Genomic DNA, 22,749 nt, shown 5'->3' on the forward strand with positions numbered 1-22,749 from the left:
GGCCGCGATTGAAACAGACATCGTTCGCCCGACGGACCAAATCGGAAATATGCTCGCTTGAGGGGACCGCGGCGCGCTGCTGCAAGACGGCGGAGCTCTACGGTCTTCTGCTCTTTTCCATGAGCTTTTCCCCGGCACTTGTCAAGCTTCAGGCCGAGAACAAGGACGTGGTCGGCCGCGCGGCGCTGCTGTCGGCGGAGCTTGTCGGCGTGCCGCTCGCCATCGAGTGCAAGCAGGGGGCAAAATCGGATCGCTTCTACACCGCCGCGACTGAGACGCCGCAGGACGCGCTCGCACTCACCGGCTTTTTCGGACATGCTCCCGGCGAGCTTGCGCTCACCATCAACCGCGCGCTCTTCACCTGCGAAAACTGCGCGCGCTCGTTTCTGCGCGGGGCCTTTCTCTCGGCGGGCGCAGTCATCGACCCGGGCAAGGGCTACCACCTCGAGCTTGCGACCCCCCACATCCGGGTGGGCGAGGGGCTCTGCGCACTGCTCGGCGAGTATGGCATCGCCGTGCGGAGCACCCGGCGCCGCGGCAACTTTGTCGCCTACCTCAAGGAGAGCGAGGGCATTGAGGACTTTTTGAACCTCATCGGCGCGCAGAACGCGGCGTTTGACATCATGAACGTCAAAATCTACCGGGATCTGCGAAACCGCGCAAACCGCGTGACCAACTGCGAGACCGCCAACCTCGGCAAGGCTGTGGGCGCGGCGGCGGCCCAGCTTGAGGCGATCGGCCGTCTTCGCGGCGCAGGGCGCTTTGAGACGCTGCCGCAGGAGCTCATTGAGGCCGCCGAGCTGCGCGAACAGAACCCCGATATGACCCTTTCAGAGCTCGCCGCGGCGGCGGGCGTGAGCAAATCGGGAATGAATCACCGGCTGCAAAAGCTGCTCAGAGCGGCGAACGACTGTTCGCCTGACCAGGAGGCACCATGACAGAATTCACCCATTTACACGTACATACCGAATACAGCCTGCTCGACGGCGCCTGCCGCATCGGGGAGCTCGTCGAGCGCGCAAAGGAGATCGGCCAGACCGAACTCGCCATCACCGACCACGGTGTGATGTATGCGGCGGTCGACTTCTACAAGGCGGCCAAAAAGGCGGGCATCAAACCGATCATCGGCTGTGAGGTGTACACCGCCGAGGGCTCGCGCCTGAACAAGCAGAACCGCGCCGAGAGCGCCATCGGCCATCTGGTGCTGCTCGCAAAGGACTACCGCGGCTACCAGAATCTCATCAAGATCGTCTCCGACGCCTTTACCGAGGGCTTTTACAGCAAACCGCGCACCGATCTCTCCGTGCTGCGCGAGCACCACGAGGGCATCATCGCGCTGTCAGCCTGCCTTGCGGGCGACGTGCCGCGGCTGATTGTGCGCGGCGACTACGAGGGCGCGAAGAAGATGGCGCTCGAGTACAAGGCCATCTTCGGTGAGGACTACTATCTCGAGATACAGGATCACGGCATCCGCGAACAGCTCGTCGTCAAGGACGCGCTTTTGCGCATGTCAAAGGAGATCGGCGTGCCGCTGGTGGCAACGAACGACGTCCACTACATCAAAAAGGAGGACGCGGCGGCGCAGAGGGTACTCATCTGCGTGCAGACCGGTAAGACCATCGACGAGCCGAACCCCATGGCCTTTGAGACAGAGGAGTTCTATCTCAAGACGGGCGATGAGATGGCCGAGCTCTTCCGCGACGTACCCGAGGCGATTGAAAACACCAGGAAAATTGCCGCCCAGTGCAACGTCGACTTCACCTTTCATGAGCTGCACCTGCCGAGCTACCAGGTTCCCGAGGGGCGTGAGCCCTATGAGTACCTCGAGAGCCTCTGCATGGAGGGCTTTCGCAGGCGCTACCCGGACGACGACGGCAGACTGCTCGAGCAGATGCAGTACGAGCTGTCGGTCATCCGCCAGATGGGCTATGTGGACTATTTTCTCATCGTGTGGGACTTCATCAAGTTCGCGCGTGACCGGGGTATTCCGGTCGGCCCGGGTCGGGGCTCCGCCGCCGGCAGCATCGTCTCATACAGTCTCGGCATCACCGACGTGGACCCTGACCGCTATGGGCTGCTCTTTGAGCGCTTTCTGAACCCCGAGCGCGTCTCCATGCCCGATATTGACATCGACTTCTGCTACAACCGCCGCCAGGAGGTCATCGACTACGTCGTGCACAAGTACGGCAAGGACCATGTCGCCCAGATTGTGACATTCGGCACCATGGCGGCAAAGGCGGCCATCCGCGATGTGGGGCGGGTGCTGAATCTGCCCTACAACGAGGTGGACGCGGTCGCAAAGCTCGTGCCGCAGGAGCTGAAAATGACCATTGACAAGGCGCTTCACCTCATGCCCCAGCTGCGCGAGATGGTGCAAAATGACGAGCGGATCCGCGAGCTGATCGACATGGCGCGCAAGCTCGAGGGCATGCCGCGCCACTCCTCCATCCATGCGGCGGGCGTGGTCATCACGCAGAATGAGCTGTCGGACTATGTGCCGCTGCAGAAGAGTGACGAGCTCGCCGTGACCCAGTACACCATGACGACGCTCGAGGAACTGGGTCTTTTGAAGATGGACTTTCTCGGGCTTCGCAACCTGACGATCATCCAGCTCGCTGAGGACATGATAAACGCCGACCGCGCGCCGGACGACCGCTTCTCCATCGAGGAGGTCGGCTTTGACGACGAGGCCGTCTACGACATGCTCTCCTCGGGGCAGACAAACGGCGTGTTCCAGCTCGAGTCGGGGGGGATGCGAAACGTGCTCACCGGCATGCGTCCGCGCAATTTTGAAGATATCATCGCCGTCATTTCGCTGTTTCGCCCGGGCCCGATGGATGCGATACCAAAGTACATTGAAAACAAGAACCACCCGGAGCGGGTGACATACAAGACCCCGCTTCTCAAGGATATTCTCGACGTCACCTACGGCTGCATCGTCTACCAGGAGCAGGTCATGCAGATCGTGCGCAAGCTCGGCGGCTACTCTTATGGCCGGGCCGACCTGGTGCGCCGGGCCATGAGCAAAAAGAAGCTCGACGTCATGGAGCAGGAGCGCAAGAACTTCATTCACGGCATTCAGCGCGAGGACGGCAGCTTTGAGTGCGTCGGCGCGCTGCGAAACGGCGTGAGCGAAAAGGTCGCCAACGAGATTTTTGACGAGATGAGTTCCTTTGCGAGCTACGCGTTCAACAAGTCCCACGCGGCGGCCTACGCGGTGGTCTCTTACCGCACGGCCTACCTCAAGTGCCACTATCCGCAGCAGTATATGGCGGCGCTTCTGACGTCGGTGCTCGACTTTTCCGACAAGGTCTCCGACTACATCGGCGAGTGCATCAAGATGGGAATCCGCGTGCTGCCGCCCGACATCAACAGAAGCCTCTCCGGCTTCACCGTCGTCGGGCAGGACATTCTCTTCGGGCTTGTCGCCATCAAAAACATCGGCTACAATGTGATTGCAAACGTTGTGCGCGAGCGCGAAGAGAACGGGCCGTTTCGCAGCTTTTACGACTTTCTCTCGCGTATGACCGGGCAGGATCTCAACAAGAAAGCGGTCGAGACCATGATCAGCGCCGGCGCCTTTGACGGCCTCGGGCTGCGCCGCTCGCAGATGCTGGCGACCTACGACAAGATCATGGACGAGATTGCCGACTCGCGCCGCAAGAACGTGGAGGGGCAGCTTGACCTCTTTGGCGGCGGGGAGGAGCAGACAGCCGGCGGCGAGCCGGTCTACCCGGATATTCCCGAGCTGCCCGCAAAGCAGCGGCTGGCGCTGGAAAAGGCGGCGACCGGGCTCTACCTCTCGGGTCATCCCTTAAGCGAGTACGAGGCCCAGATCGCGGCCATCAAGGGCGTTCGCCTGAGGGACATCACCAGCTCTTTTGAAGAGGGAAACGAGCGCCTCTACGAGGACAACCAGATTGTCACCGTGGGCGGCATCATCGCCGCTTTTCGGCTCAAGACCACCAAGAGCGACGCGACCATGGCGTTTTTGCAGCTGGAGGATATGACCGGTACCATTGAGGTGATCGTCTTTCCAAAAGTGCTTGAGAAGTTTCAGATGGTGCTGCACGAGGAGGCTGTCGTCGCCCTGCGCGCGCGCATCTCAGCCCGCGAGGAGGAGGATGCAAAGCTCGTTCTCATGGAGGCGGTCCCGATTGAGCAGGGCGGGTCTCTGACGCTCGCAGAGCGCTTCTCCTATGAGAACTACAAAAAGCGCGCGCCCGGCACACAGAGTGCGCAGCCCGCCGACGCGGTGCAAAAGCTCTATCTGCGTGTACCGTCGAGAGACAGCGAGCTGCTCGAGAGGGCAATGAAAGTCATTCGTATTTTCGACGGGAATATGCCGCTGTACGTGTACTTTGAGGATGAGGCGAAGTACACCGTGGCGAACCGCCGCCTGTGGGTCGACTGCAACAAGACGGTTTTGGCAGAGCTGCGGGGCATCCTCGGCGAAAAAAATGTTATTGTAAAATAAAGTAAATTAGGATAGAATATTTCATGTTCGTAAGAATTTAAATTTTGGGGGGTAGACCTGATGAAAACAATCGGTATTTTGACAAGCGGGGGAGACTCTCCCGGCATGAACGCCGCAGTCAGAGCTGTGACAAGAGCCGCCATCAACCGCGGCATCCGTGTCATGGGTATCCGCAGGGGGTACAGCGGCCTGATTTCGGGCGATATTTTTGAGATGGATGTCAGAAGCGTGTCGGACATCATCCACCGCGGCGGAACTGTGCTCTACACCGCAAGAAGTGAAGAGTTCAAGACCGAGGAGGGCATGCAGAAAGCGATACAGACCTGTAAGGAATTTGGTATCGAGGGCGTTGTGGTCATCGGCGGCGACGGCTCTTTCCGCGGTGCGAGCGATCTGTCTGCGCGCGGTATCCCGTGCGTGGGTCTGCCCGGAACCATTGACAACGATGTCGGCTGCAGCGACTATACCATCGGTTTTGACACGGCCATCAACACGGTCATCGCGATGGTGGACCGCCTGCGTGACACCGCGCAGAGCCACGACCGCTGCTCGGTGGTCGAGGTCATGGGCCGCCGCGCGGGCTACATCGCGCTCGAGGCCGGCATCGCGGTCGGCGCCTCGGCGATCCTGGTTCCCGAGGTTCCCTATGACATTGAAAACGACGTGTTAAAGCGTATGGAGAAGATCTCCAAGACCGGCAAAAAGCACTTTATCATCATTGTCGCCGAGGGCCTTGAAATCACCGACAAGCTCACCGAGATCATCGCCGAGCGCACCCAGATGAACACCCGTTCCACCGTTCTCGGCCACGTTCAGCGCGGCGGCAGCCCGACCGGCTACGACCGCGTCATGGCAAGCCGCATGGGCTACCACGCGGTGGAGCTGCTCTCGCAGGGCATTGGCAATCGCGTCGTTGCGTTTAAGGATAGCAAGATTGTGGATTTCGATGTGCAGCAGGCTCTGTCCATGCACAAGGAATTCCCGGTCGAACTCTACAAGATGGCCTACGAGATTTCCATCTGACTTGAGAGAAACATCTGTTTTTGCTGACACAGAGGGCTGCCGTCACCGGCGGCCCTTTGCTTTTTTGACAAATTATTGTAAATATGAAGTCGCGTCGAGCGCGCGGCTCGGCGATGAGAAAACGCCCCGTTACACGATAACGGGGCGTTTTCTTTTTTTTGCGGCTCACAGCAGAATGAAACCCATAAAATGCAATGTTCCCCACGCTTTTTACATAGCGGGAAAAGTGCCGCTGGCAATACAATAAATATGGATATTGCCGCTGTCGCCGCGGATGTTTTTTCATTCAATCAGAAGTGCGGCTTCGAAAGATTACCAATATGAGGATGTGATGATTTGTGAAAAAATTTATGGACGAGAATTTTTTGCTCGACGGGTCATCGGCAGAGCAGCTGTTCAAGTCGGTTGAAAAACTGCCGATCGTCGACTTTCACTGCCACCTGTCCGCGCAGGAGATCGCACAGGACAAGTCATACGAAAGCATCACCGAGCTGTGGCTGGGTCACGATCATTACAAATGGCGCGCCATGCGTTTTCACGGAATTGAGGAGCAGTACATAACGGGTGACGCCGACCCCAGAGAAAAATTCAGGGCCTTTGCGCAGACCCTTGAGCACTGTCTTGGAAATCCGCTCTACCACTGGTCTCACATGGAGCTCTCCCGGTATTTTGGAATTTATGAGCCGCTGAGCACGCACAACTGCGACGAAGTGTACGATCGCTGCAACCGGGTTTTGCAAAGCGGCCTCAGCGCAAGAAAGATGATTCAGGACAGCAATGTTGAGATGATCTGCACGACGGACGATCCGTGCGACTCGCTCGAGTACCACAGTCAGCTTCAGAGAGAGAAGTTTCAGACGCTGGTGGTTCCCTCTTTTCGGCCGGACGGCGCGCTGCGCATTGAGGCGAAAGGATTCCGGGAGTATGTCAGCCGGCTCGCCGCCGCAGCGGACGTTGAAATCAGCGATTTCAACGGGCTCTGCTGCGCGCTGGAGCGGCGGCTGAAAGCGTTCTGCGCGCTCGGCTGCCGGGTTTCCGACCACGCGCTCGAGAAACTGGTGTTTGCCCCCGACTGTGACCGGCTGAAAGTACGGGCGTTTGAAAAGGCTATGCGGGGAGAGGAGATCACCGAGCAGGAGAGCCGTGCCTATCAGACGGCGCTTCTGGTCTTTCTCGCGAAACTCTACAGGCAGCAGAATGTCGCCATGCAGCTTCACGTCGGCTGCATGCGAAACATCAACACGCGCATGTTCAACGAGCTCGGCCCGGATACCGGCTATGACGCGATACTCGACACGGGCGATTTACGCGATCTGGCCCGCCTGTTTGACCGGCTTGAGCAGGAGGACAGCCTGCCGAGGACCATCGTCTTTCCGCTCGACGGCAACGCAAATCGGGCGCTGTTTACCATCTGCACCTCGTTCGGCGGGGCAGGCCGCAGAGGCTATGTCCAGATTGGGCCGGCGTGGTGGTTCAACGACACAAAAAGCGGCATGGAAAACCAGCTTCGCGACTTCGCGGACCTGGGCTGCCTCGGAGACTTCGTGGGGATGCTCACGGATTCCCGGTCGCTCATTTCCTATCCGCGCCATGAGTATTTCCGCCGCATTCTCTGCAACATGCTCGGCCGGATGATGGACTGCGGCGAGATTCCGCAGGACATGGAACTGGCGGGGAAAGTGGCGGAGAATATCTGCTACTACAACGCTGCGGATTACTTTGGACTCAAACAGAGACAACCGGATTGAATTCCGGTTGTTTTTCGATGCGCCGGCGGGTTCAAAGTCGGTAAAACAGAGAGGGAGGCGTTTTTCTTGAAGTTGACAACACAGGCACTGGCGGACAGGGCCCCGTGGGAGGACAGAGGGTATCAGCTGCCAAAGTATGACCGTGAAGAAGTGATACGGCGTACGCATGAGAGACCCATATGGCTTCATTTGGGAGCCGGCAATATTTTTCGCGCGTTTCTCGCCGCGGATGCCCAGCGGCTGCTGGACCGCGGCTGGATGGATACGGGGATCATCGTGGGAGAGGGATACGACTGCGAGATCATTGAAAAGGCGTACAGGCCCTTTGACAATCTGGCTTTGAGCGTTACGCTCAAGCCGGAGGGGAGCATTGACAAGGTCGTGGTCGGCAGCATCACGGAGTCGCTGGCCATGCAGCGGCAAACGCCGGATTGGGCACGGCTTGAGGAAGTGATGCAGAGCCCCTCGCTGCAAATGGTGAGCTTTACGATTACGGAGAAAGGATACAATCTCAAAGACCAGCAGGGCCGCTATTTTCAGAACACAGAGCAGGACTTCGCCCGGGGGCCCGACGGGGCGGACAGCTATATGGGCAAGGTGGCGGCGCTGCTCTATAAGCGCTTTCTGTGCGGGGGACCTGCGATCGCCCTTGTGAGTATGGACAACTGCTCCCACAATGGCACCCGTCTGTACGAGGCGCTGCGGGATTTTGCGTCAAAGTGGGAGTCGCAGGGATTGGTCGAGAAAGGTTTTCTCAGCTATGTGGAAGACCGCGAAAAGGTGGGCTTTCCCTGGAGCATGATCGACAAGATCACGCCCCGGCCGGACGCAAAAGTGGTCGAGATGCTCAAGGCGGACGGCTTTGAGGACACAGAGTCTCTCAAGACGAAGATGGGGAGCTTTGTCGCGCCATTTGTCAATGCCGAACAGACGCAGTACCTCGTCGTGGAGGATTGGTTCCCGAACGGAAGACCGCCGCTTGATAAGGCGGGCGTCATCTTTACACAGCGCGAAACGGTTGACCAGGTGGAAAAGATGAAAGTCTGTACCTGCCTGAACCCGCTGCACACGGCACTTGCCGTCTTTGGTTGTCTGCTTGGTTTTACACGGATATCGGATGAGATGAAAGACGAAGACCTGCGCAGAATGGTGGAGATCATCGGGTACAAAGAGGGGCTACCTGTCGTGGTGGATCCGGGGATTCTCGATCCCCGCGCGTTTCTGGATACGGTGATTCACGAGCGCTTTCCAAACGTGTTCATGCCGGACAGCCCGCAGCGAATTGCCACCGACACATCGCAGAAACTGGCCATCCGGTTTGGGGAGACCATCAAGGCGTATCTGGCGTCGGACGAACTTGCTGTGGATGATCTGAAGATGATTCCGCTGGTGTTTGCGGGCTGGTGCCGCTATCTGATGGGCGTGGACGATCGGGGCAACGCGTTTGAGCGCAGCGACGACCCCATGTTCGGGCAGCTGCTGCCCTATCTGAGCGGCGTTGCATTGGGAGATACCGGCGCCGGCCAAACCCTCAGACCTATTCTGTCAAATGACCGGATTTTCGGCGTGGATCTGTATGCCGCCGGGCTTGGGCAGAGAGTGGAGAGCTATTTTGCCGAGATGCTCACCGGTCCCGGTGCGGTGCGTGAAACGCTGCATCGCCATGTCAGTGAATAGCGGAGGGGCCTATGTTGGTACTTGCGCTTGAATCCAGTACAAGCTCGGCTAAGGCCCTTTTGTTCGACACGGAAAAGGGCGTTTTGGAAACGGCGGACGCCTCCTACGCCTCGGAAGGGCTCATCCGCTCGCAGGGTGTCACGGATACCGACGGTGTGTTTCGCCTGACCGCGCACCTTGGCAGGAGGCTGGCACAGGGGAGAGATATCGCCGCGATCGCGCTCTGCGGCACGTTTCACAGCATGGCGGTCTGCGAGAGCGATATGTCCGCGCGCGACACCTACTCGTGGAATTACATGGCGCCGTCGCTGCAGTGCGCCGAGGCGCGAAAGGACGAGGCGCTTGTCGAAAAGCTGTACACCCGCACGGGCTGCTACCCCCATGTCACCTATATGAGGCATACGCTTCGCTACCTTGCCGACAGTGGCATGAAATTGACGGGAAAGAAGCTGATAAGCCAGGGCGCCTACAACCTGTTCCAGCTCACGGGTGAGTATGCGGAGTCTGTCAGCACCGCCTCCGGTTCCGGCCTGCTGAACATTCACTCGCTGGAGTATGACGACTTTGCCCTCGCGTACGCGGGAGTGGACAGAGGACAGCTCGGCGGTCTTGTGACATACAGACAGACGTTCCCACTGAGCGAAAAAGGAGCGCAGACCCTCGGACTTCACCGTGGGATCCCCGTTGTGCCGGCCCACCCGGACGGCGCTTTGAATCAAATTGCAAACGGCGCGGCGGTCGCCGGAAGAATGACGCTGTCGGTGGGAACCAGCGGCGCGGTGAGACTGACAGCGAAAAAGCCGGTCATCCCGCCGGGAAGAGAGCTGTGGAACTACTACGGCGTCACCGACTGGCTGTGCGGCGCCGCGGTGTCCAATGCCTGCAACTGCATCGACTGGTTTCGGGAGAGCTGTTTGCAGGGCCGGTTTTCCTTTGAAGAGCTCGAGCGCGAGGGCGAGTCGGTGCGGTCGATGCCGGTGTTTTTGCCGTTTGTGTTCGGCGAGCGGTGCCCCGGCTGGCGCGACGACCGCCAGGGGGGCTTTGTCGAAGTGAGCTCCGATCACTCGCTTGCCGCCATGTACCGCGCGCTGCAGGCGGGAATTCTGTTCAATTTGTACCAGTGCTACGAAACGCTGTGCCGCGAGCTTCAAAAGCCGGAAAAGATCATTGTCTCCGGCGGCATTCTGAACTCCGCCGGATGGACGCAGATGATCGCGGACATCTTCGAGCAGGATATCGTGCTCGTCAAGAACATCAATGCCTCGTCTCTGGGAGCGGCCGTTCTGGGGGCGTATGCCTGCGGCGCGCGGGAGGATGTGACGCGATTTACCGAGGAGCTGGACGGGGGCAGAATCGTTTCACACCGGCCGGAGCGCTCGGAGTTCTACCGGCGGCAGTACGAGCGCTATTTGCACTGGTACGACCTGACTAAATAGAGAGGGGATGGCAACCGTGGGAAAGATACTGATTACGCCGCGCTCCTTTGCCAAGACAGACGACACGCCCAAAAGACTGCTGATGGAGGCGGGATATGAGTTGATTTGCAACCCCGCCGGCTCCATTCTGACGAGAGAGCAGATGCAGGAGCTGATTGAGGACGCCGACGGCGTCATCATTGGCGTGGATCCGCTGGACCGGGAGATTATCTCCGCCGGGAGGAAGCTCAGGGCAATTGCAAAATACGGCGTGGGGACTGACAACATTGATCTTGCTTTCGCGCGGGAGCGGGGCATACCGGTCTCTGTCACGGCGGGCGCGAACAGCAATGCAGTTGCGGATTATGCCTTTGCGCTAATCCTGGCCTGTGCGCGCCAGCTGACGCAGATCAATGAGATGTGCCACCGGAAAAACTGGGGCAAAGTCGTCACGGGTGACGTCTACGGCAAGACCATTGGAATCATCGGTCTGGGGGCGATTGGAAAGGGCGTCGCCCGGCGGGCGAGGGGATTTGATATGACTGTGCTGGCATACGACGCTCTCTGGGACGAGGCCTATGCGGAGGAGAACGGCATTGTCCGCGCGCAGCTGGAGGAGATTTACCGCGAGAGCGACTTTATCAGCTTACATATCCCCCTGACGCCGCAGACCGAAAACCTCATTGACGAAGAGGCTTTCAAAATGATGAAAAAAGGCGCCGTTTTGGTCAACACAGCGCGCGGGGGCCTTGTTGATGAGACGGCTCTGATTCAGGCGCTCCATGACGGAACGCTGTCTGCGGCGGGCATTGACGCGTTTGCACAGGAGCCGCCGGACTGTGAGAAGCTCTACAGTCTGCCGAATCTCATCATGGGCTCACACTGCGGTGCGTCCACACGGGGCGCCGCAGAGCAAATGAGCAGGATGGCGGCTGAAAACATTCTCAGAGATCTGAGCAGATAGAGAAAAGAGGAACAAAATGGACGAAACAATGAGAAAAATTTCTGACTGCGGGATCGTTCCCGTCGCCAAGATCAGCGAGGTTGAGCAGGCAAAGCCGCTTGCGCATGCGCTGCTCGAAGGCGGAATCGGATGCATTGAGGTGACATTTCGTACGCAGGCTGCGGCGCAGGCCATTCAAATCATCTCGCAGAATGTGCCGCGCATGCTGGTGGGCGCGGGAACGGTGACCACCGTCGAGCAGGTGGATGAGGCAATAGAGGCCGGTGCGAAGTTTCTGGTCTCACCGGGGTTCAACGAAAAGGTGGTTCGCCATGCGATGGAGAGGGGCACGCCGATCGTGCCGGGGTGCACAAGTCCGCGCGACATTGAGAGAGCGCTGGAGCTGGGTCTTTGCAATCTCAAGTTCTTCCCGGCGGAACAGCTCGGCGGCCTGTCGATGATCCGGGCGCTGTGCGGCCCCTATCCCGGGGCGCGGTTCATGGCGACAGGCGGCGTCAGCGAAGAAAATGCGCCCGCTTACCTCGCCTGTGACAAGGTTTTTGCAGTGGGCGGCTCGTGGATGGTCAAAGAAGAGCTGATGCGCGAAAAAAAGTACGATGCGATCACGCAGATGTGCCGCAGCGCGATGAGAAGAGTGCTGGGCTTTCATGTTGAGGCGGTTCGCCTGCACGGCGATGGGGCCCAGGATGAGAGGGAAGATTCTCTTTTGGAGCTGCTGGGAGGAAGCCTTGGTGAGTGCGAGTGCCGCTTGGAAAGGGTACCGAAAGCGCAGGATGGAGCCGGTCGGGGCATTGTGATAAGCACACTGTCGCTGGAGCGGGCGCTCGCATATTTCACGCTCATGGGCCGGCAGATCGACGAGAGCAGAACAGAACGGGCCGAAGACGGCAGCTTATCTGCGTTTTATCTGAAAGAGCGTTTCTGCGGGCTGGAAATTCAATTTGTCACAGCCTGATCAAACGCCGCCTGGAAAAAACAGAAATGAGGGACAAAGATGAAGAGAGCGCTTTTGGAATTTGCCCGGCAGGGTTTTCCCGTTTCAAAGGCAAACGAGTTCGGCGTATATCCCGGCTCGGTGTCGAGATTTGACAACGCCGTCGTTTTCATGGCGGACTGCGGCAGCAGAGATGCTCTGGTCGTATTCGGGGACGACATGGGCTTTGCCGGCAAATCAGAAGACGGATTTCTGCTCTGCGAGCTCAGCCATTCCAATGCCGTCCGGCTTCGGGAGGTCTTTGCGTACACCGCGCCGCGCGCCCTGCTGCATTCGGCGTGTACAATGGGCCTGGGCGACCGGCTTGGCATCGCAACCGACGGCCACATAGCCGCCGTAGAGGGGTACTCGGTACTGCCGGTGTTTGCGCAGCAGTCCATGCGTGAATTGAAGCTCACCGGAAGAACCTACGACGACGTGCTCGACAGCGCGACGTTTGCGGTGTTCCGCCGGGGCTATAAAAAGGGCTTTGGAGCCGACGGGGATCATCTGAAGACTCTCGAGGAGATCGAGTATGCACTGCGCTGCGGATATTCGATGATTACGCTTGACTGCAGCGAATACATAGACAATACGGTGCAGGGGATGTCCGCCGGGGAGGTCAAAGAGGCGTTTTGCCCGCAGCCGGAGCGGGATTGCCTCTATCTCAACAGGGAGTTTGTGCTGGGGGGAGAGCGCCTTTTCTTCGATGAGGACACGTTCTGCCGCGGTGTTTTGATCTATGACGCCGCATTGAAGTTTATCGACACGGTGTACCGCCGGACGATTGTGAACGCGAGCCGCCCCATTGATTTTGAAATCTCTATCGACGAGACGGCAACCGTCACGCATCCGCTGCACCACTACTTCATCGCACGGGAACTGCAGAGACTCGGCATAAAAGTCGCGACGGTTGCTCCGAGATTCTGCGGCGAATTTCAAAAGGGAATTGACTACATCGGCGATACGGCGCAGTTTGAACGGGAGCTGACCATTCATGCGGATATCGCGCAGCAGTTCGGCTACAAGCTCAGCGTTCACTCGGGGTCGGACAAGTTTCGGATCTTTGAAATCGTCGGGCGGGTTACAGAGGGCCGCTTCCACATCAAGACGGCGGGAACAAGCTGGCTCGAGGCAATAAAAGCCGTGGCGGTGAAAGCCCCTGCGCTGTACCGGGAAATCCACGCCTACGCGCTCGAGAGCGCCTTTGACGAGGCGAGAAAGTTCTACCATGTCACAACAGACCTGAGCAGAATCCCGCCGCTGGACTCGCTGTCGGACGAGCAGCTGCCAAAGCTCTTTTCAAACAGCGATGCCCGCCAGTTGATACACATCACCTACGGCCACATCCTCGGCGCGAAAAGCCCGGACGGCTCATATCGCTTTCGCGAGCGCCTGTACAGCCTGTGGCGCCGGGAAAGGGAGTTCTGCGATACGCTGCTCAAAGAGCACATCGGCGCCCATTTGGAACAGCTGACAAAAACACAGTAAGGAGAGGTTTACAGCGATGGTATTGAGACAGGACGCAAAGTATGCCCTGATTACCCCGACGAGTATGGGGGTGCGAATCACGCCGGTCAACTGTCAGTCCGTGCGGGTGAGCAGACTTTTTGAGATGCAGGCGACAAGCGCTGAGACCAATGTTGTAAACATCGGCGCCTCCCTAGGACTCCCGGTAAAAGTGCTGACCAAATTTGTAAAGGACAGCGCGATTTCCGACTTTATCAGAGCGGAGCTTCGCCGCCGCGGTCTGGAATTTGAGGGCGCGCAGGTGGAGCAGGGCGGGCCGTGGGGCTACCGTCATCAGTTCAACATTGCGGACAGCGGCTACGGTGTGCGGGGACCGCGCGTGCTCAACGACCGCGCGGGTGAAGTGGGAAGAACGCTCTGTGCCTCGGACTTTGACATCGAGCGCATCTTTGGGAAAGAGGGGTGCCAGATTCTGCATCTCTCGGGGCTGATCTGTGCGCTTTCGCCCGAGTCGAGCCAATGTTGCCTGGAGCTTGCGCGCGCTGCGAAAAAATACGGCACGCTGATTTCCTTTGACGTCAATTACCGCCCAAGTTTCTGGGAGGGCAGAGAGGAGCAGCTTCGCGAGGTATTTCTTGAGATCGCGCAGCTCTCCGACATTTTGACCGGCGCCGACGTGCTGATTGGCGACAGGGTCGGCTACCAGCCGCTGTTTGAAGAGGGCGCGCCGGACGAGATCAGCACGGAGCACAGGATCGCAGCGGTCAAGGGCATGCTGAAAAAAGTGGGGGCAAAGTTTCCAAACGCGGGTGTGCTCACGGCAACCATGAGAGAGGAACTCAGCGCCAACCGCCACCTCTGGGGCGCCATACTGCTCTTTGACAACGAGTGGTATGTGGAGCAGCTCCGGGAGATCGAAGTGCTCGATCGCATCGGCGGCGGAGACGGCTTTATGGGCGGCTTACTCTATGGCATACTCCGGCAGTGGGAGCCCGAGAAGTGGCTTCAGTTTGGCTGGGCATGCGGGGCTCTGGCGGTGACTGTGCTTGACGACTACGCCACACCGGATGACGAAGAGCAGCTCTGGAGCATTTATCAGGGCAATGCAAAAGTAAAACGATAGGAGAAATGACTGTGGAAAAGACGGATATTGGGCTGATCGGGCTCGCCGTTATGGGCGAGAACCTTGCCATGAACATGGAAAGCCGGGGATTCTCGGTGAGTGTATACAATCGCAGCACGGGAAAGGTGACAAAGTTTATCGACGGCCGGGCGAAGGGCAAGAACATCGTCGGCGCCTACTCCCTGGAGGAACTTGTCGCGCAGCTCAAGCGCCCGCGAAAGGTCATGATGATGATCAAGGCGGGAGAGGCGGTCGACAGGATGATCGACACGCTGATTCCGCTGATGGATGAGGGGGATATTATCATCGACGGCGGAAACAGCCACTTTCCCGATACGATACGCCGGACGAAGTATGTGGAGAGCAGAGGTCTGCTCTATGTCGGCGTGGGCGTGTCCGGCGGCGAAGAGGGGGCGCTCAAGGGCCCCTCGATGATGCCGGGCGGCTCCGAGGGGGCCTGGGAGCACGTCAGGCCCATTTTCCAGTCGATCTGTGCAAAAGTGGACGATGGTTCCCCCTGCTGTGAATGGGTCGGGGAAAACGGCGCGGGCCACTTTGTCAAAATGGTACACAACGGCATCGAGTACGGCGATATTCAGCTGATCTGCGAGGCATATCACCTCATGCGCGACTATCTCTGCATGGGCGCGGATGAGATGCACGAGGTTTTCAAAGCCTGGAATGAGAGCGAATTGGACAGCTATCTGATCGAGATCACCCGCGATATTTTCGCCTATCGAGACAGCGATGGCGAGCCGCTCGTCGACAAGATTCTCGATGCCGCCGGCCAGAAGGGGACCGGGAAGTGGACGTGCGAGGCGGCGCTTGACGAGGGCGTCGCACTGACGCTGATTGCCGAGGCGGTGTTCAGCCGGTTTTTGAGCGCAATCAAGCAGGAGCGCGTTGAGGCAAGCAGAATTCTCAGCGGTCCCCACGGGAACTTCCAGGGGGACAGAGCGGCCTTTTTGGAGGACATTCGCGCAGCTCTGTACGCGTCGAAGATCGTCTCTTATGCGCAGGGGTACTCCCTGATGAGGTCGGCGGCGCAGACGTATGGCTGGAAGCTGAACTATGGGGATATTGCGCTGATGTGGCGCGGAGGCTGCATCATACGAAGCGCGTTTCTCGGTGAGATCAAAAAGGCGTTTGACAAAAACCCCGACCTGAGCAACCTCATGTTGGACGACTATTTTAAAAGGGCGCTTGAGAACGCGCAGAGAGGCTGGCGCAATGTCTGCGCAGGCGCGGCGCTGGCGGGCATTCCGGTGCCGGCGATGAGCGCGGCGCTCAACTACTATGACGGCTACCGGTGTGAGCGGCTTCCGGCGAATCTGCTGCAGGCACAGCGCGACTATTTCGGAGCGCACACATACGAGCGGCTTGACCGGCCGCGCGGTGAATTTCTTCACACAAACTGGACGGGTGAGGGCGGAACGACCTCGGCGTCCACTTATTCGATCTGACGGGAGGGAACCTGATTTGGAAAACATCTATCTCTATGAAAATACTGCCGCCGGGATTGACGAGACGCTGCTGAAAGACGCGCTGGTGAAGTCGCTGGAAGACAGGGCGGACTCGCTTAAAAAAGTGCTTTTGCTGCCGCCGGACTTCACACGGCTCCACTCCAATGCGGGCAAAATCGCCAATCTGTATTATCACATACTCACATCGCGCGGCTGCCATGTGGATCTGATGCCGGCTCTTGGCACCCATGTGCCGATGACGCGCCAGGAGTGCGCGCAGATGTATGGGGACATCCCGTTTGAGCGCTTTCGCGTGCACAATTGGCGCGACGACGTTGTTGAGCTCGGCGTCGTGCCCGCGCCGTTTGTGGAAGAGGTCTCACGGGGGACATACCGCGGCGAGATTCCGGCGCAGGTCAATAGGGCGCTGCTGGAAGATTACGACCTGATCCTCTCCATCGGCCAGGTGGTGCCGCACGAAGTGGTGGGAATGGCGAATTACACGAAAAACCTGATGGTCGGCGTCGGCGGCAGCGCAATGATCAACGCCTCCCATATGATAGGGGCGTTTTACGGCCTGGAGCAGCTCATGGGTCGGGATCATTCTCCGGTGCGCCGGATTTTCGATTACTGTGAGAAGAACTTTCTCTCAAAGCTCCCGCTGCGATATGTTTTGACGGTTACAACGGCGCCCGGGGGAGAGATTCAAATGCACGGTCTCTTCATCGGGGACGACCGGGGACCCTTTGAAAAAGCGGTAAAACTGGCGCAGGAGAAAAACATGACGCTTGTCGAGCAGCCGCTGAAAAAAGCAGTGGTTTTGCTCGACGAGCAGGAGTTTAAGAGCACCTGGCTTGGCAATAAGGCGGTGTATCGAACGAGAATGGCCATTGCCGACGGAGGCGAGCTGGTTGTGCTTGCGCCCGGGGTTGAAAAATTCGGGGAGGATCCGGAGATTGACAGGCTCATAAGAAAGTACGGATACCGGGGCCGCGAGTATGTCATCGGGCTGCTGAAGGATGCTCAACATGCAGATTTGCAGTCGAATCTGTCGGCCGCGGCACATCTGATACACGGCAGTTCCGACGGCAGATTTCGTATCACCTACTGCACCCGGCACCTCAGCCGGCAGGAGGTGGAAAGCGTGGGGTACTGCTACGCGCCCTATGAAGAGATGGCCGAAAGATACAACCCGAAAAGTCTTACACCGGGGCGCAACCATCTTGAAAACGGGGAGGAACTCTATTACATTCCAAATCCCGCCCTGGGCCTCTGGGCAGACAAGTCAAAATTCCAGTGACGAAAGAGTCGCTGTCAAAACAACAAACGAGAAGCGGAACTGCTGTGCGATGCAGTTCCGCTTCTCGTTATCCAGGAGGAATATGAATGAATGAGTTAGGGGATCAAGACAATTTTCACGGTTTTCTTTGCCTTGGCGAGTTCGCAGGCCTCGTTGACCTCTTCCAGGGGCATGACCTTGGAGATGATGGGGTCAAACTGGAGCAGCCCGCTCTTGTACAGATCCTGCATCTGCAGGTAATCGGAGGCGCGGAATCCCTGAACGGTGTGAATTCTCTTGGAATCGCGCACGAAGTTCCAGGGCTTGAAGTGAACTTCATTGCCGCCGTATCCGCTGCCGCACATAATCATGACGCCGCTGCCGGCCAGACAGTCCACGGCGTTTGTGAACGCGTCGGGATAACCGGTTGCCTCAACGGCGAAATCAACGCCCTCGCCGTCTGTGATTTCCATGATCTTTTCGACGGGGTCCTCCGGCCCGTCGACGATGATGTGGGTGGCTCCGAGCTGTTTTGCAATTTCAAGGCGCTGTGTGTCATCGGGCAGACCGACCATAATGAGATTGACCGGCGAGGTCAGCTTCATTGTCTGAAGAAGAAACAGCCCAAAAGAGCCGGGGCCGAAGACGGCGATGTTGCTGCCGGAGAGGATGTGGTTTGTGCGGATGGCCTTGACGGCTTCCGAGGCAATTTCCATGATGGCAGCGTGTTTGTCGGGGATGAAATCCGGAACTTTCATCAGCGCGTTCTGATGCACGCTGACGTACTCGGCGAAGCCGCCGTCAACGTCGATGCCCCAGTGGATCCAGTGGCGGCAGGCGGCTTTTCCAGAGATGCAGTTGCGGCACTCGCCGCAGCCGACCGCGCAGGTGGTAAACAGACGGTCGCCCACTTTGAACTTGCTCACCTGCGAGCCGATCTCAACGGCGTTTCCGACAAACTCATGGCAGGGGATGACAGGGGGCTTGACCCGGCCGTGACGCCCCATAAACGTGTTGTTGCGAATGTTGACGTCTGTGCCGCACAGACCGGCCGCCGTGACTTTGAGCAATACGTCGTTTGGGCCGACCTTGGGCATGGGGACATCCTGAAGAAAGAACTCTTCTCTCTCATCCAGCTTTACGGCGGCGCGCATAGTATCTTTCATTTCGATCTCCCTTTCTAAATTTTTTTAAACAGACAGAGCGAAGTTTATGAAATACGGCTCTCGCTTCGTGTGGACACTCAGAGATCGGCCAGCTCAACGCGGGTGCCGGTCTCGGCGCTGATGTAGGCGGCGTAGATCACTTTGACGACCTGCCGACCCAGCTCGCCGTCAGAGATGGGATCGCGGTCGCCGGCGATTGCCTCGGCAAAGTCCTGCATCTCCTGGGGGTAGCCGCGCATGTAATCCTCATCGGGGGAGGGGAACGTCCATCCTGCCGTCGTTTCGATTTTTTCCGATATGTACTCGTCGCCGTAGGTGCTGGCGGACGGAGTGTATGCTTTCACGGAGTCGTTTGAGGCCATATTGCAGTGGAGCACGGTATTGGTGGTGAAGATGTCCAGTGTATTTACGATACCACCGAGTGTTGTGTCGTTCGCAGAGATCAGAGCCTTGGTATCGTCTTCAAACGTGATGACAACAGTCGACCAGTCCTCAACATCCTGCCATTTGTCCACGATCCACTCCTGATGATGCTTTTGGAATGCCTCGGTGTGAGTGAGTGTGGCGACGTCGGCGACCACGGATTTGACCTCGATGGGCTTGCCGTATTTGAGCAGCCCCTCGTAGCGCTTTAAATGAAGCGCGAGACCGATGGGGTGGGAACCCATGCGAAGCAGAGAGCCGCCGCCGGCCAGACGCCAGTGACGCGAGTAGTCCGCATGGGATCCGCTGTGGCTCTCCTCAGTACGGATTTCAAGAATGGCGCCGCCGCTCTTTTTGAGAATCCGCTTGGCCTTTTCCACAACCGGCGCGTAGACAAAGTCCTCCGCGTAGCAGATTTTCACGTTGTTCTTCCTTGCGGCCTCCACAATTCGGTCGGCGTTTTTCATGGCTTCAAAATAGAGCTCTTTTTTCGGGGTCTTACCGGCCGGCCGGTCCGGACTGTCAACGCCGAATCCGCCGGTCAGGGGCTTTTCACAGATGATGTGTTTGCCGGCGTTTGCCGCCTGCACGCAGAAATCGGCGTGGAGCACATTGGGGACACAGATGTCGACAACATCGATCTCCGGATCGGCGATCATCTCTTCAAAATCACGGTAGACACGCCCAATGCCGAATTTTTTTGCATACTCTTCTGCATTGTCCTTGGCGGTAATGCCAACAACCTCCATTTTGACGTCCCCCGACACGCGCCGGTAGGCGTCGAGGTGAATGTTGGAAACAAATCCGGCGCCCACCACGCCAACTTTCAGTGTTTTCATGCACGCGACCTCCTATGTTTCAAAATTCACAAAAGCCAGACACTTTGACAGCTGATTCCTGTCTAATTTATCTTAACATGCAAAAAAGCGGGGCGCCTATGTAAATAGAACGGAGAGCATTGCAAATTCTGATTTTCTGCCTCAAGTTTTTTCTTCCGATATAGAGAGGGAGTGATCTGCCCCGCCTGGAACTGCCGAAAGAGGGAAAAAACACATGCTTTTTATCGAAATGGCTGCCGGCGGCGGACTGAAAAGAACACGAAATTGTTAAATTGGAACAGAAAAATCATTATTTGCAATGATGGAGAGGAAATTAACACTGTAGCTACATCTGCCAATAATGTTACCATTAACCATATAGAATCTGGTCAAGTTGACGGTGCGTGAAAATTGACATGGAGAGAGTTGTTTCGGAGTTTTACAGTGAGTCTGCCCACCGCGGTTTTAAGGACATTGGTGAAATGCTGATGTTTTTAAAATAGACAACATCTTAGAATCTTTTAGGGACGAAAGGAGCAAAACCATGAAAAAACTATTGGCACTTCTCCTCGCAATTGTTCTCTGCTTCAGTTTGGCTGCCTGTAACAAAACACCGGCCAGCGACGATCCGGGCAATACGGGGAATGAAGGGGACAACAACGATCCCGGTACGACGACCACAGGCGAACCTTTGAAGATCGGAATTCTCACGGCCCTTACCGGCGCAAGCAAAGAGACGGGAGATCGCACAAGACGCGCGACGGAACTCGCTGTTGAGGAGATCAACGCAAACGGCGGCGTTCTGGGTCAGGATGTGGAGCTTGTCTACTTTGATGTGGGCGCGGACCAGCAGAGCTTCATCAATGCGCTGCAGGCGGCTGTGAACACAGAGGGGATCAGCGCGACCATCGGCTACTCCAACAGTACGCTGACCGTCGCGGGCTCGGAGATCATCCGGGAATCCGAAATCCCCAATATCACACTGGGCAACAGCTCCGGTATCATTGCGCTGGAGAATCCCTACCTCTGGCAGTGCCGTCTGCCCGACACCATCACAACGGAAATTCTCGCGAAGATCCACTTTGAAACCTATGGCGTCCAAAACCCCTGCATCATCTGGATGACCGAGGCTGCCGGCCAGAGCCAGCACGATACCTATGTCAAGACGATGGAGAGCCTCGGCGGCAAGATTGCGGGCGATTTCGGATTTGACAGAACGACCACGTCCGACTTTACGCCGATCATGACCCAGGTCATGGCCACGGAGAACGACGGCCTTGCCATTTTCTGCACCAACCAGCAGGACGGCGTTCTGCTTGCTGAGACGGTTAAGAACTTCGGCTATGACAAACCAGTTGCCACCTCCTCCGGAAACCTCTCCTATGCCTTTGTCGATGTTCTGACCGACGGCGCAGGCGAGGGATGGTTTGGAATCTCGGAGTTTAATCTCGATGCGGACACGCCCGGACTGCAGGATTACATCACAGACGTAATGGCGAGAGGTTCTGCGGAACTTGGGCGCCCGAGCTGGTCTGAAACTGCGAACTATGATGCGGTTTACTATCTCGCAGCTGCGGCCGAAAAAGCGGGCTCTGCCGATCCCGAGTCGATCAACGAGGGCCTCAGCCAGCTTTCCGATGAGCAGGGCAAGATGACCAGCTACAGCTACCACGACGACCACTCTCTGGCGAACTACGGATGGATTGCCGAAATTAAAGGCGGCGAAATCAACTTCGGAGAGCAGGTATTCAGAGACTAATCAGGATCTGAAAAGAAGAGAATCGGGGCTTCAGAACGGATGTTTTGAAGCCCCGATAATGTAGAGACCAAAAATAGAGAGGAGTAGCTTGTTGCTATGGGGATGTTTCTTTCGTTGACCGGCAGCGGCCTTGCAATGGGAATGATATATGCCATGCTGTCTGTCGGTTTGCTGCTGCTGATTCGCTCTGTCGGCGTCACCAACTATGCGCAGGGCGATCTGCTCGCACTCGGCGCCTTTACGGCGTTCTTCTTGATGGACCGTCTGAACTTAAACGGGCTGCCGATGATTTTGCTGATGATTGTCCTGTTTGCCTGTTTTGGAACGACGTTCATGTTCACCTGTTACTACCCTCTTCGAAAAACAAAGTGGAACCAGGCAATCATGGTGTGTACTCTGGGCGCGGGCATGGTTATCCAGGAGGTCTGCCTGCTTGTCTGTGGTTCCATGGTCAAGCCGATGGAGCCGATCATTCCCGGCACGTTGACCATAGGTTCTTTTGTTCTTCAGTGGCAGTATATTGTTGTCTTTTTTGTAAGTCTGTTGGTCATGGTCGCGGTGTATCTTCTGTTTGACAAGCTCTACGCGGGCCGCGCCATGCTCGCCGCGGCACAGAACAGCTATGCGGCCAATCTGATCGGCATTCCGTCCATTTTGACAACGCTTGGTACATACATCATCGTCATGATGATCGTGGGATTTGCGGGCTATCTGGTGGCGCCGATTTTCCTTGTGAGAACAACGCTCAACTCCCTTCAGTCCAAGGCCTTTGCCTCGATGGTCCTCGGCGGCTTTGGCAGCGTGAAAGGAGCTGTGATCGGCAGTCTGATGATTGGCCTGATCGAGTCCTACAGCACCTATTTTACAACCGTATACAAGGATGTCATTGTCTTCGGCGTGTTGCTTTTGACCCTTTTGATCAGACCGCAGGGGATCTTCGGTGAAATCCAACTCAAAGAGAAAGCGTGAGG

The 22,749-nt window shown here is 57.5% G+C and carries 16 protein-coding genes; 14 read left to right on the forward strand and 2 right to left on the reverse strand.

Going from position 1 to position 22,749, the window contains the following annotated elements; all coding sequences use genetic code 11:
* Window positions 1–8 precede the first annotated feature (8 nt).
* From whiA to H8695_RS00295, 12 genes are all read left to right on the forward strand, one after another.
* The gene (whiA, locus tag H8695_RS00240; protein ID WP_249298760.1) at window positions 9–938 is read left to right on the forward strand and encodes a DNA-binding protein WhiA; all 930 of its coding nucleotides are present in this window, start codon (window positions 9–11) and stop codon (window positions 936–938) included.
* Window positions 935–4,477 carry a DNA polymerase III subunit alpha gene (locus tag H8695_RS00245; protein ID WP_249298761.1) on the forward strand — a complete coding sequence of 1,181 codons (3,543 nt, stop codon included), beginning with the start codon at window positions 935–937 and terminating at the stop codon, window positions 4,475–4,477. The genes whiA and H8695_RS00245 overlap by 4 nt, the downstream gene beginning before the upstream one ends.
* 60 nt (window positions 4,478–4,537) lie before the next feature.
* Window positions 4,538–5,500, forward strand: coding sequence for a 6-phosphofructokinase (gene pfkA, locus H8695_RS00250; RefSeq protein ID WP_249298764.1), 963 nt, complete (start codon window positions 4,538–4,540; stop codon window positions 5,498–5,500).
* 338 nt (window positions 5,501–5,838) lie between these two features.
* Window positions 5,839–7,248: a glucuronate isomerase gene (gene uxaC / locus H8695_RS00255; protein ID WP_249298765.1), complete on the forward strand. Its 1,410-nt coding sequence runs from the start codon at window positions 5,839–5,841 to the stop codon at window positions 7,246–7,248.
* 66 nt (window positions 7,249–7,314) lie between these two features.
* The gene (locus H8695_RS00260) at window positions 7,315–8,925 is read left to right on the forward strand and encodes a mannitol dehydrogenase family protein (RefSeq protein WP_249298767.1); all 1,611 of its coding nucleotides are present in this window, start codon (window positions 7,315–7,317) and stop codon (window positions 8,923–8,925) included.
* 11 nt (window positions 8,926–8,936) lie between these two features.
* The gene (locus tag H8695_RS00265; protein WP_249298768.1) at window positions 8,937–10,361 is read left to right on the forward strand and encodes a gluconokinase; all 1,425 of its coding nucleotides are present in this window, start codon (window positions 8,937–8,939) and stop codon (window positions 10,359–10,361) included.
* Window positions 10,362–10,377: 16 nt separating this feature from the next.
* Window positions 10,378–11,304: a phosphoglycerate dehydrogenase gene (locus tag H8695_RS00270; RefSeq protein WP_249298770.1), complete on the forward strand. Its 927-nt coding sequence runs from the start codon at window positions 10,378–10,380 to the stop codon at window positions 11,302–11,304.
* Between the two features lie 16 nt (window positions 11,305–11,320).
* Complete coding sequence (locus H8695_RS00275; protein WP_283243533.1) at window positions 11,321–12,259, forward strand: bifunctional 4-hydroxy-2-oxoglutarate aldolase/2-dehydro-3-deoxy-phosphogluconate aldolase; 939 nt, start codon at window positions 11,321–11,323, stop codon at window positions 12,257–12,259.
* A 39-nt stretch (window positions 12,260–12,298) separates the two neighbouring features.
* Window positions 12,299–13,768 carry a tagaturonate epimerase family protein gene (locus tag H8695_RS00280; protein WP_249298772.1) on the forward strand — a complete coding sequence of 490 codons (1,470 nt, stop codon included), beginning with the start codon at window positions 12,299–12,301 and terminating at the stop codon, window positions 13,766–13,768.
* Between the two features lie 16 nt (window positions 13,769–13,784).
* Entirely contained in the window at window positions 13,785–14,870 is a 1,086-nt protein-coding gene (locus H8695_RS00285) for a PfkB family carbohydrate kinase (RefSeq protein WP_249298773.1), read from the forward strand.
* Between the two features lie 5 nt (window positions 14,871–14,875).
* Window positions 14,876–16,333 (forward strand): decarboxylating NADP(+)-dependent phosphogluconate dehydrogenase, encoded by a 1,458-nt coding sequence (gene gnd / locus H8695_RS00290; protein ID WP_249298774.1) that lies wholly within the window; start codon window positions 14,876–14,878, stop codon window positions 16,331–16,333.
* Window positions 16,334–16,349: 16 nt separating this feature from the next.
* Window positions 16,350–17,633, forward strand: a complete 1,284-nt coding sequence (locus H8695_RS00295; RefSeq protein WP_249298775.1) for a nickel-dependent putative hexonate epimerase — start codon at window positions 16,350–16,352, stop codon at window positions 17,631–17,633.
* A gap of 95 nt (window positions 17,634–17,728) precedes the next feature.
* On the opposite strand, the gene H8695_RS00300 is transcribed toward H8695_RS00295, so the two are convergent.
* On the reverse strand, window positions 17,729–18,778 hold the full coding sequence (locus H8695_RS00300) for a zinc-dependent alcohol dehydrogenase (protein ID WP_249298776.1): 1,050 nt from the start codon (window positions 18,776–18,778) through the stop codon (window positions 17,729–17,731).
* A 77-nt stretch (window positions 18,779–18,855) separates the two neighbouring features.
* Window positions 18,856–20,040: a Gfo/Idh/MocA family protein gene (locus H8695_RS00305; protein WP_249298777.1), complete on the reverse strand. Its 1,185-nt coding sequence runs from the start codon at window positions 20,038–20,040 to the stop codon at window positions 18,856–18,858.
* Window positions 20,041–20,563: 523 nt separating this feature from the next.
* Here H8695_RS00305 and H8695_RS00310 point away from each other — a divergent pair.
* Both H8695_RS00310 and H8695_RS00315 read left to right on the forward strand, forming a co-directional pair.
* The gene (locus H8695_RS00310) at window positions 20,564–21,778 is read left to right on the forward strand and encodes an ABC transporter substrate-binding protein (protein WP_249298778.1); all 1,215 of its coding nucleotides are present in this window, start codon (window positions 20,564–20,566) and stop codon (window positions 21,776–21,778) included.
* A 96-nt stretch (window positions 21,779–21,874) separates the two neighbouring features.
* Window positions 21,875–22,747 (forward strand): branched-chain amino acid ABC transporter permease, encoded by an 873-nt coding sequence (locus H8695_RS00315; RefSeq protein ID WP_249298779.1) that lies wholly within the window; start codon window positions 21,875–21,877, stop codon window positions 22,745–22,747.
* Window positions 22,748–22,749 lie beyond the last annotated feature (2 nt).

This window comes from Feifania hominis (assembly GCF_014384765.1).
GTDB classification, from domain to species: domain Bacteria; phylum Bacillota; class Clostridia; order Oscillospirales; family Feifaniaceae; genus Feifania; species Feifania hominis.

What these genes read in the sequence shown, in the direction of transcription:
- H8695_RS00245 (WP_249298761.1), top strand. Translation starts at nt 935, where the DNA reads ATGACAGAATTCACCCATTTACACGTACATACCGAATACAGCCTGCTC.
- pfkA (WP_249298764.1), top strand. Translation starts at nt 4,538, where the DNA reads ATGAAAACAATCGGTATTTTGACAAGCGGGGGAGACTCTCCCGGCATG.
- H8695_RS00265 (WP_249298768.1), top strand. Translation starts at nt 8,937, where the DNA reads ATGTTGGTACTTGCGCTTGAATCCAGTACAAGCTCGGCTAAGGCCCTT.
- H8695_RS00275 (WP_283243533.1), top strand. Translation starts at nt 11,321, where the DNA reads ATGGACGAAACAATGAGAAAAATTTCTGACTGCGGGATCGTTCCCGTC.
- H8695_RS00280 (WP_249298772.1), top strand. Translation starts at nt 12,299, where the DNA reads ATGAAGAGAGCGCTTTTGGAATTTGCCCGGCAGGGTTTTCCCGTTTCA.
- H8695_RS00285 (WP_249298773.1), top strand. Translation starts at nt 13,785, where the DNA reads ATGGTATTGAGACAGGACGCAAAGTATGCCCTGATTACCCCGACGAGT.
- gnd (WP_249298774.1), top strand. Translation starts at nt 14,876, where the DNA reads ATGACTGTGGAAAAGACGGATATTGGGCTGATCGGGCTCGCCGTTATG.
- H8695_RS00300 (WP_249298776.1), bottom strand. Translation starts at nt 18,778, where the DNA reads ATGAAAGATACTATGCGCGCCGCCGTAAAGCTGGATGAGAGAGAAGAG.
- H8695_RS00305 (WP_249298777.1), bottom strand. Translation starts at nt 20,040, where the DNA reads ATGAAAACACTGAAAGTTGGCGTGGTGGGCGCCGGATTTGTTTCCAAC.
- H8695_RS00310 (WP_249298778.1), top strand. Translation starts at nt 20,564, where the DNA reads ATGAAAAAACTATTGGCACTTCTCCTCGCAATTGTTCTCTGCTTCAGT.
- H8695_RS00315 (WP_249298779.1), top strand. Translation starts at nt 21,875, where the DNA reads ATGGGGATGTTTCTTTCGTTGACCGGCAGCGGCCTTGCAATGGGAATG.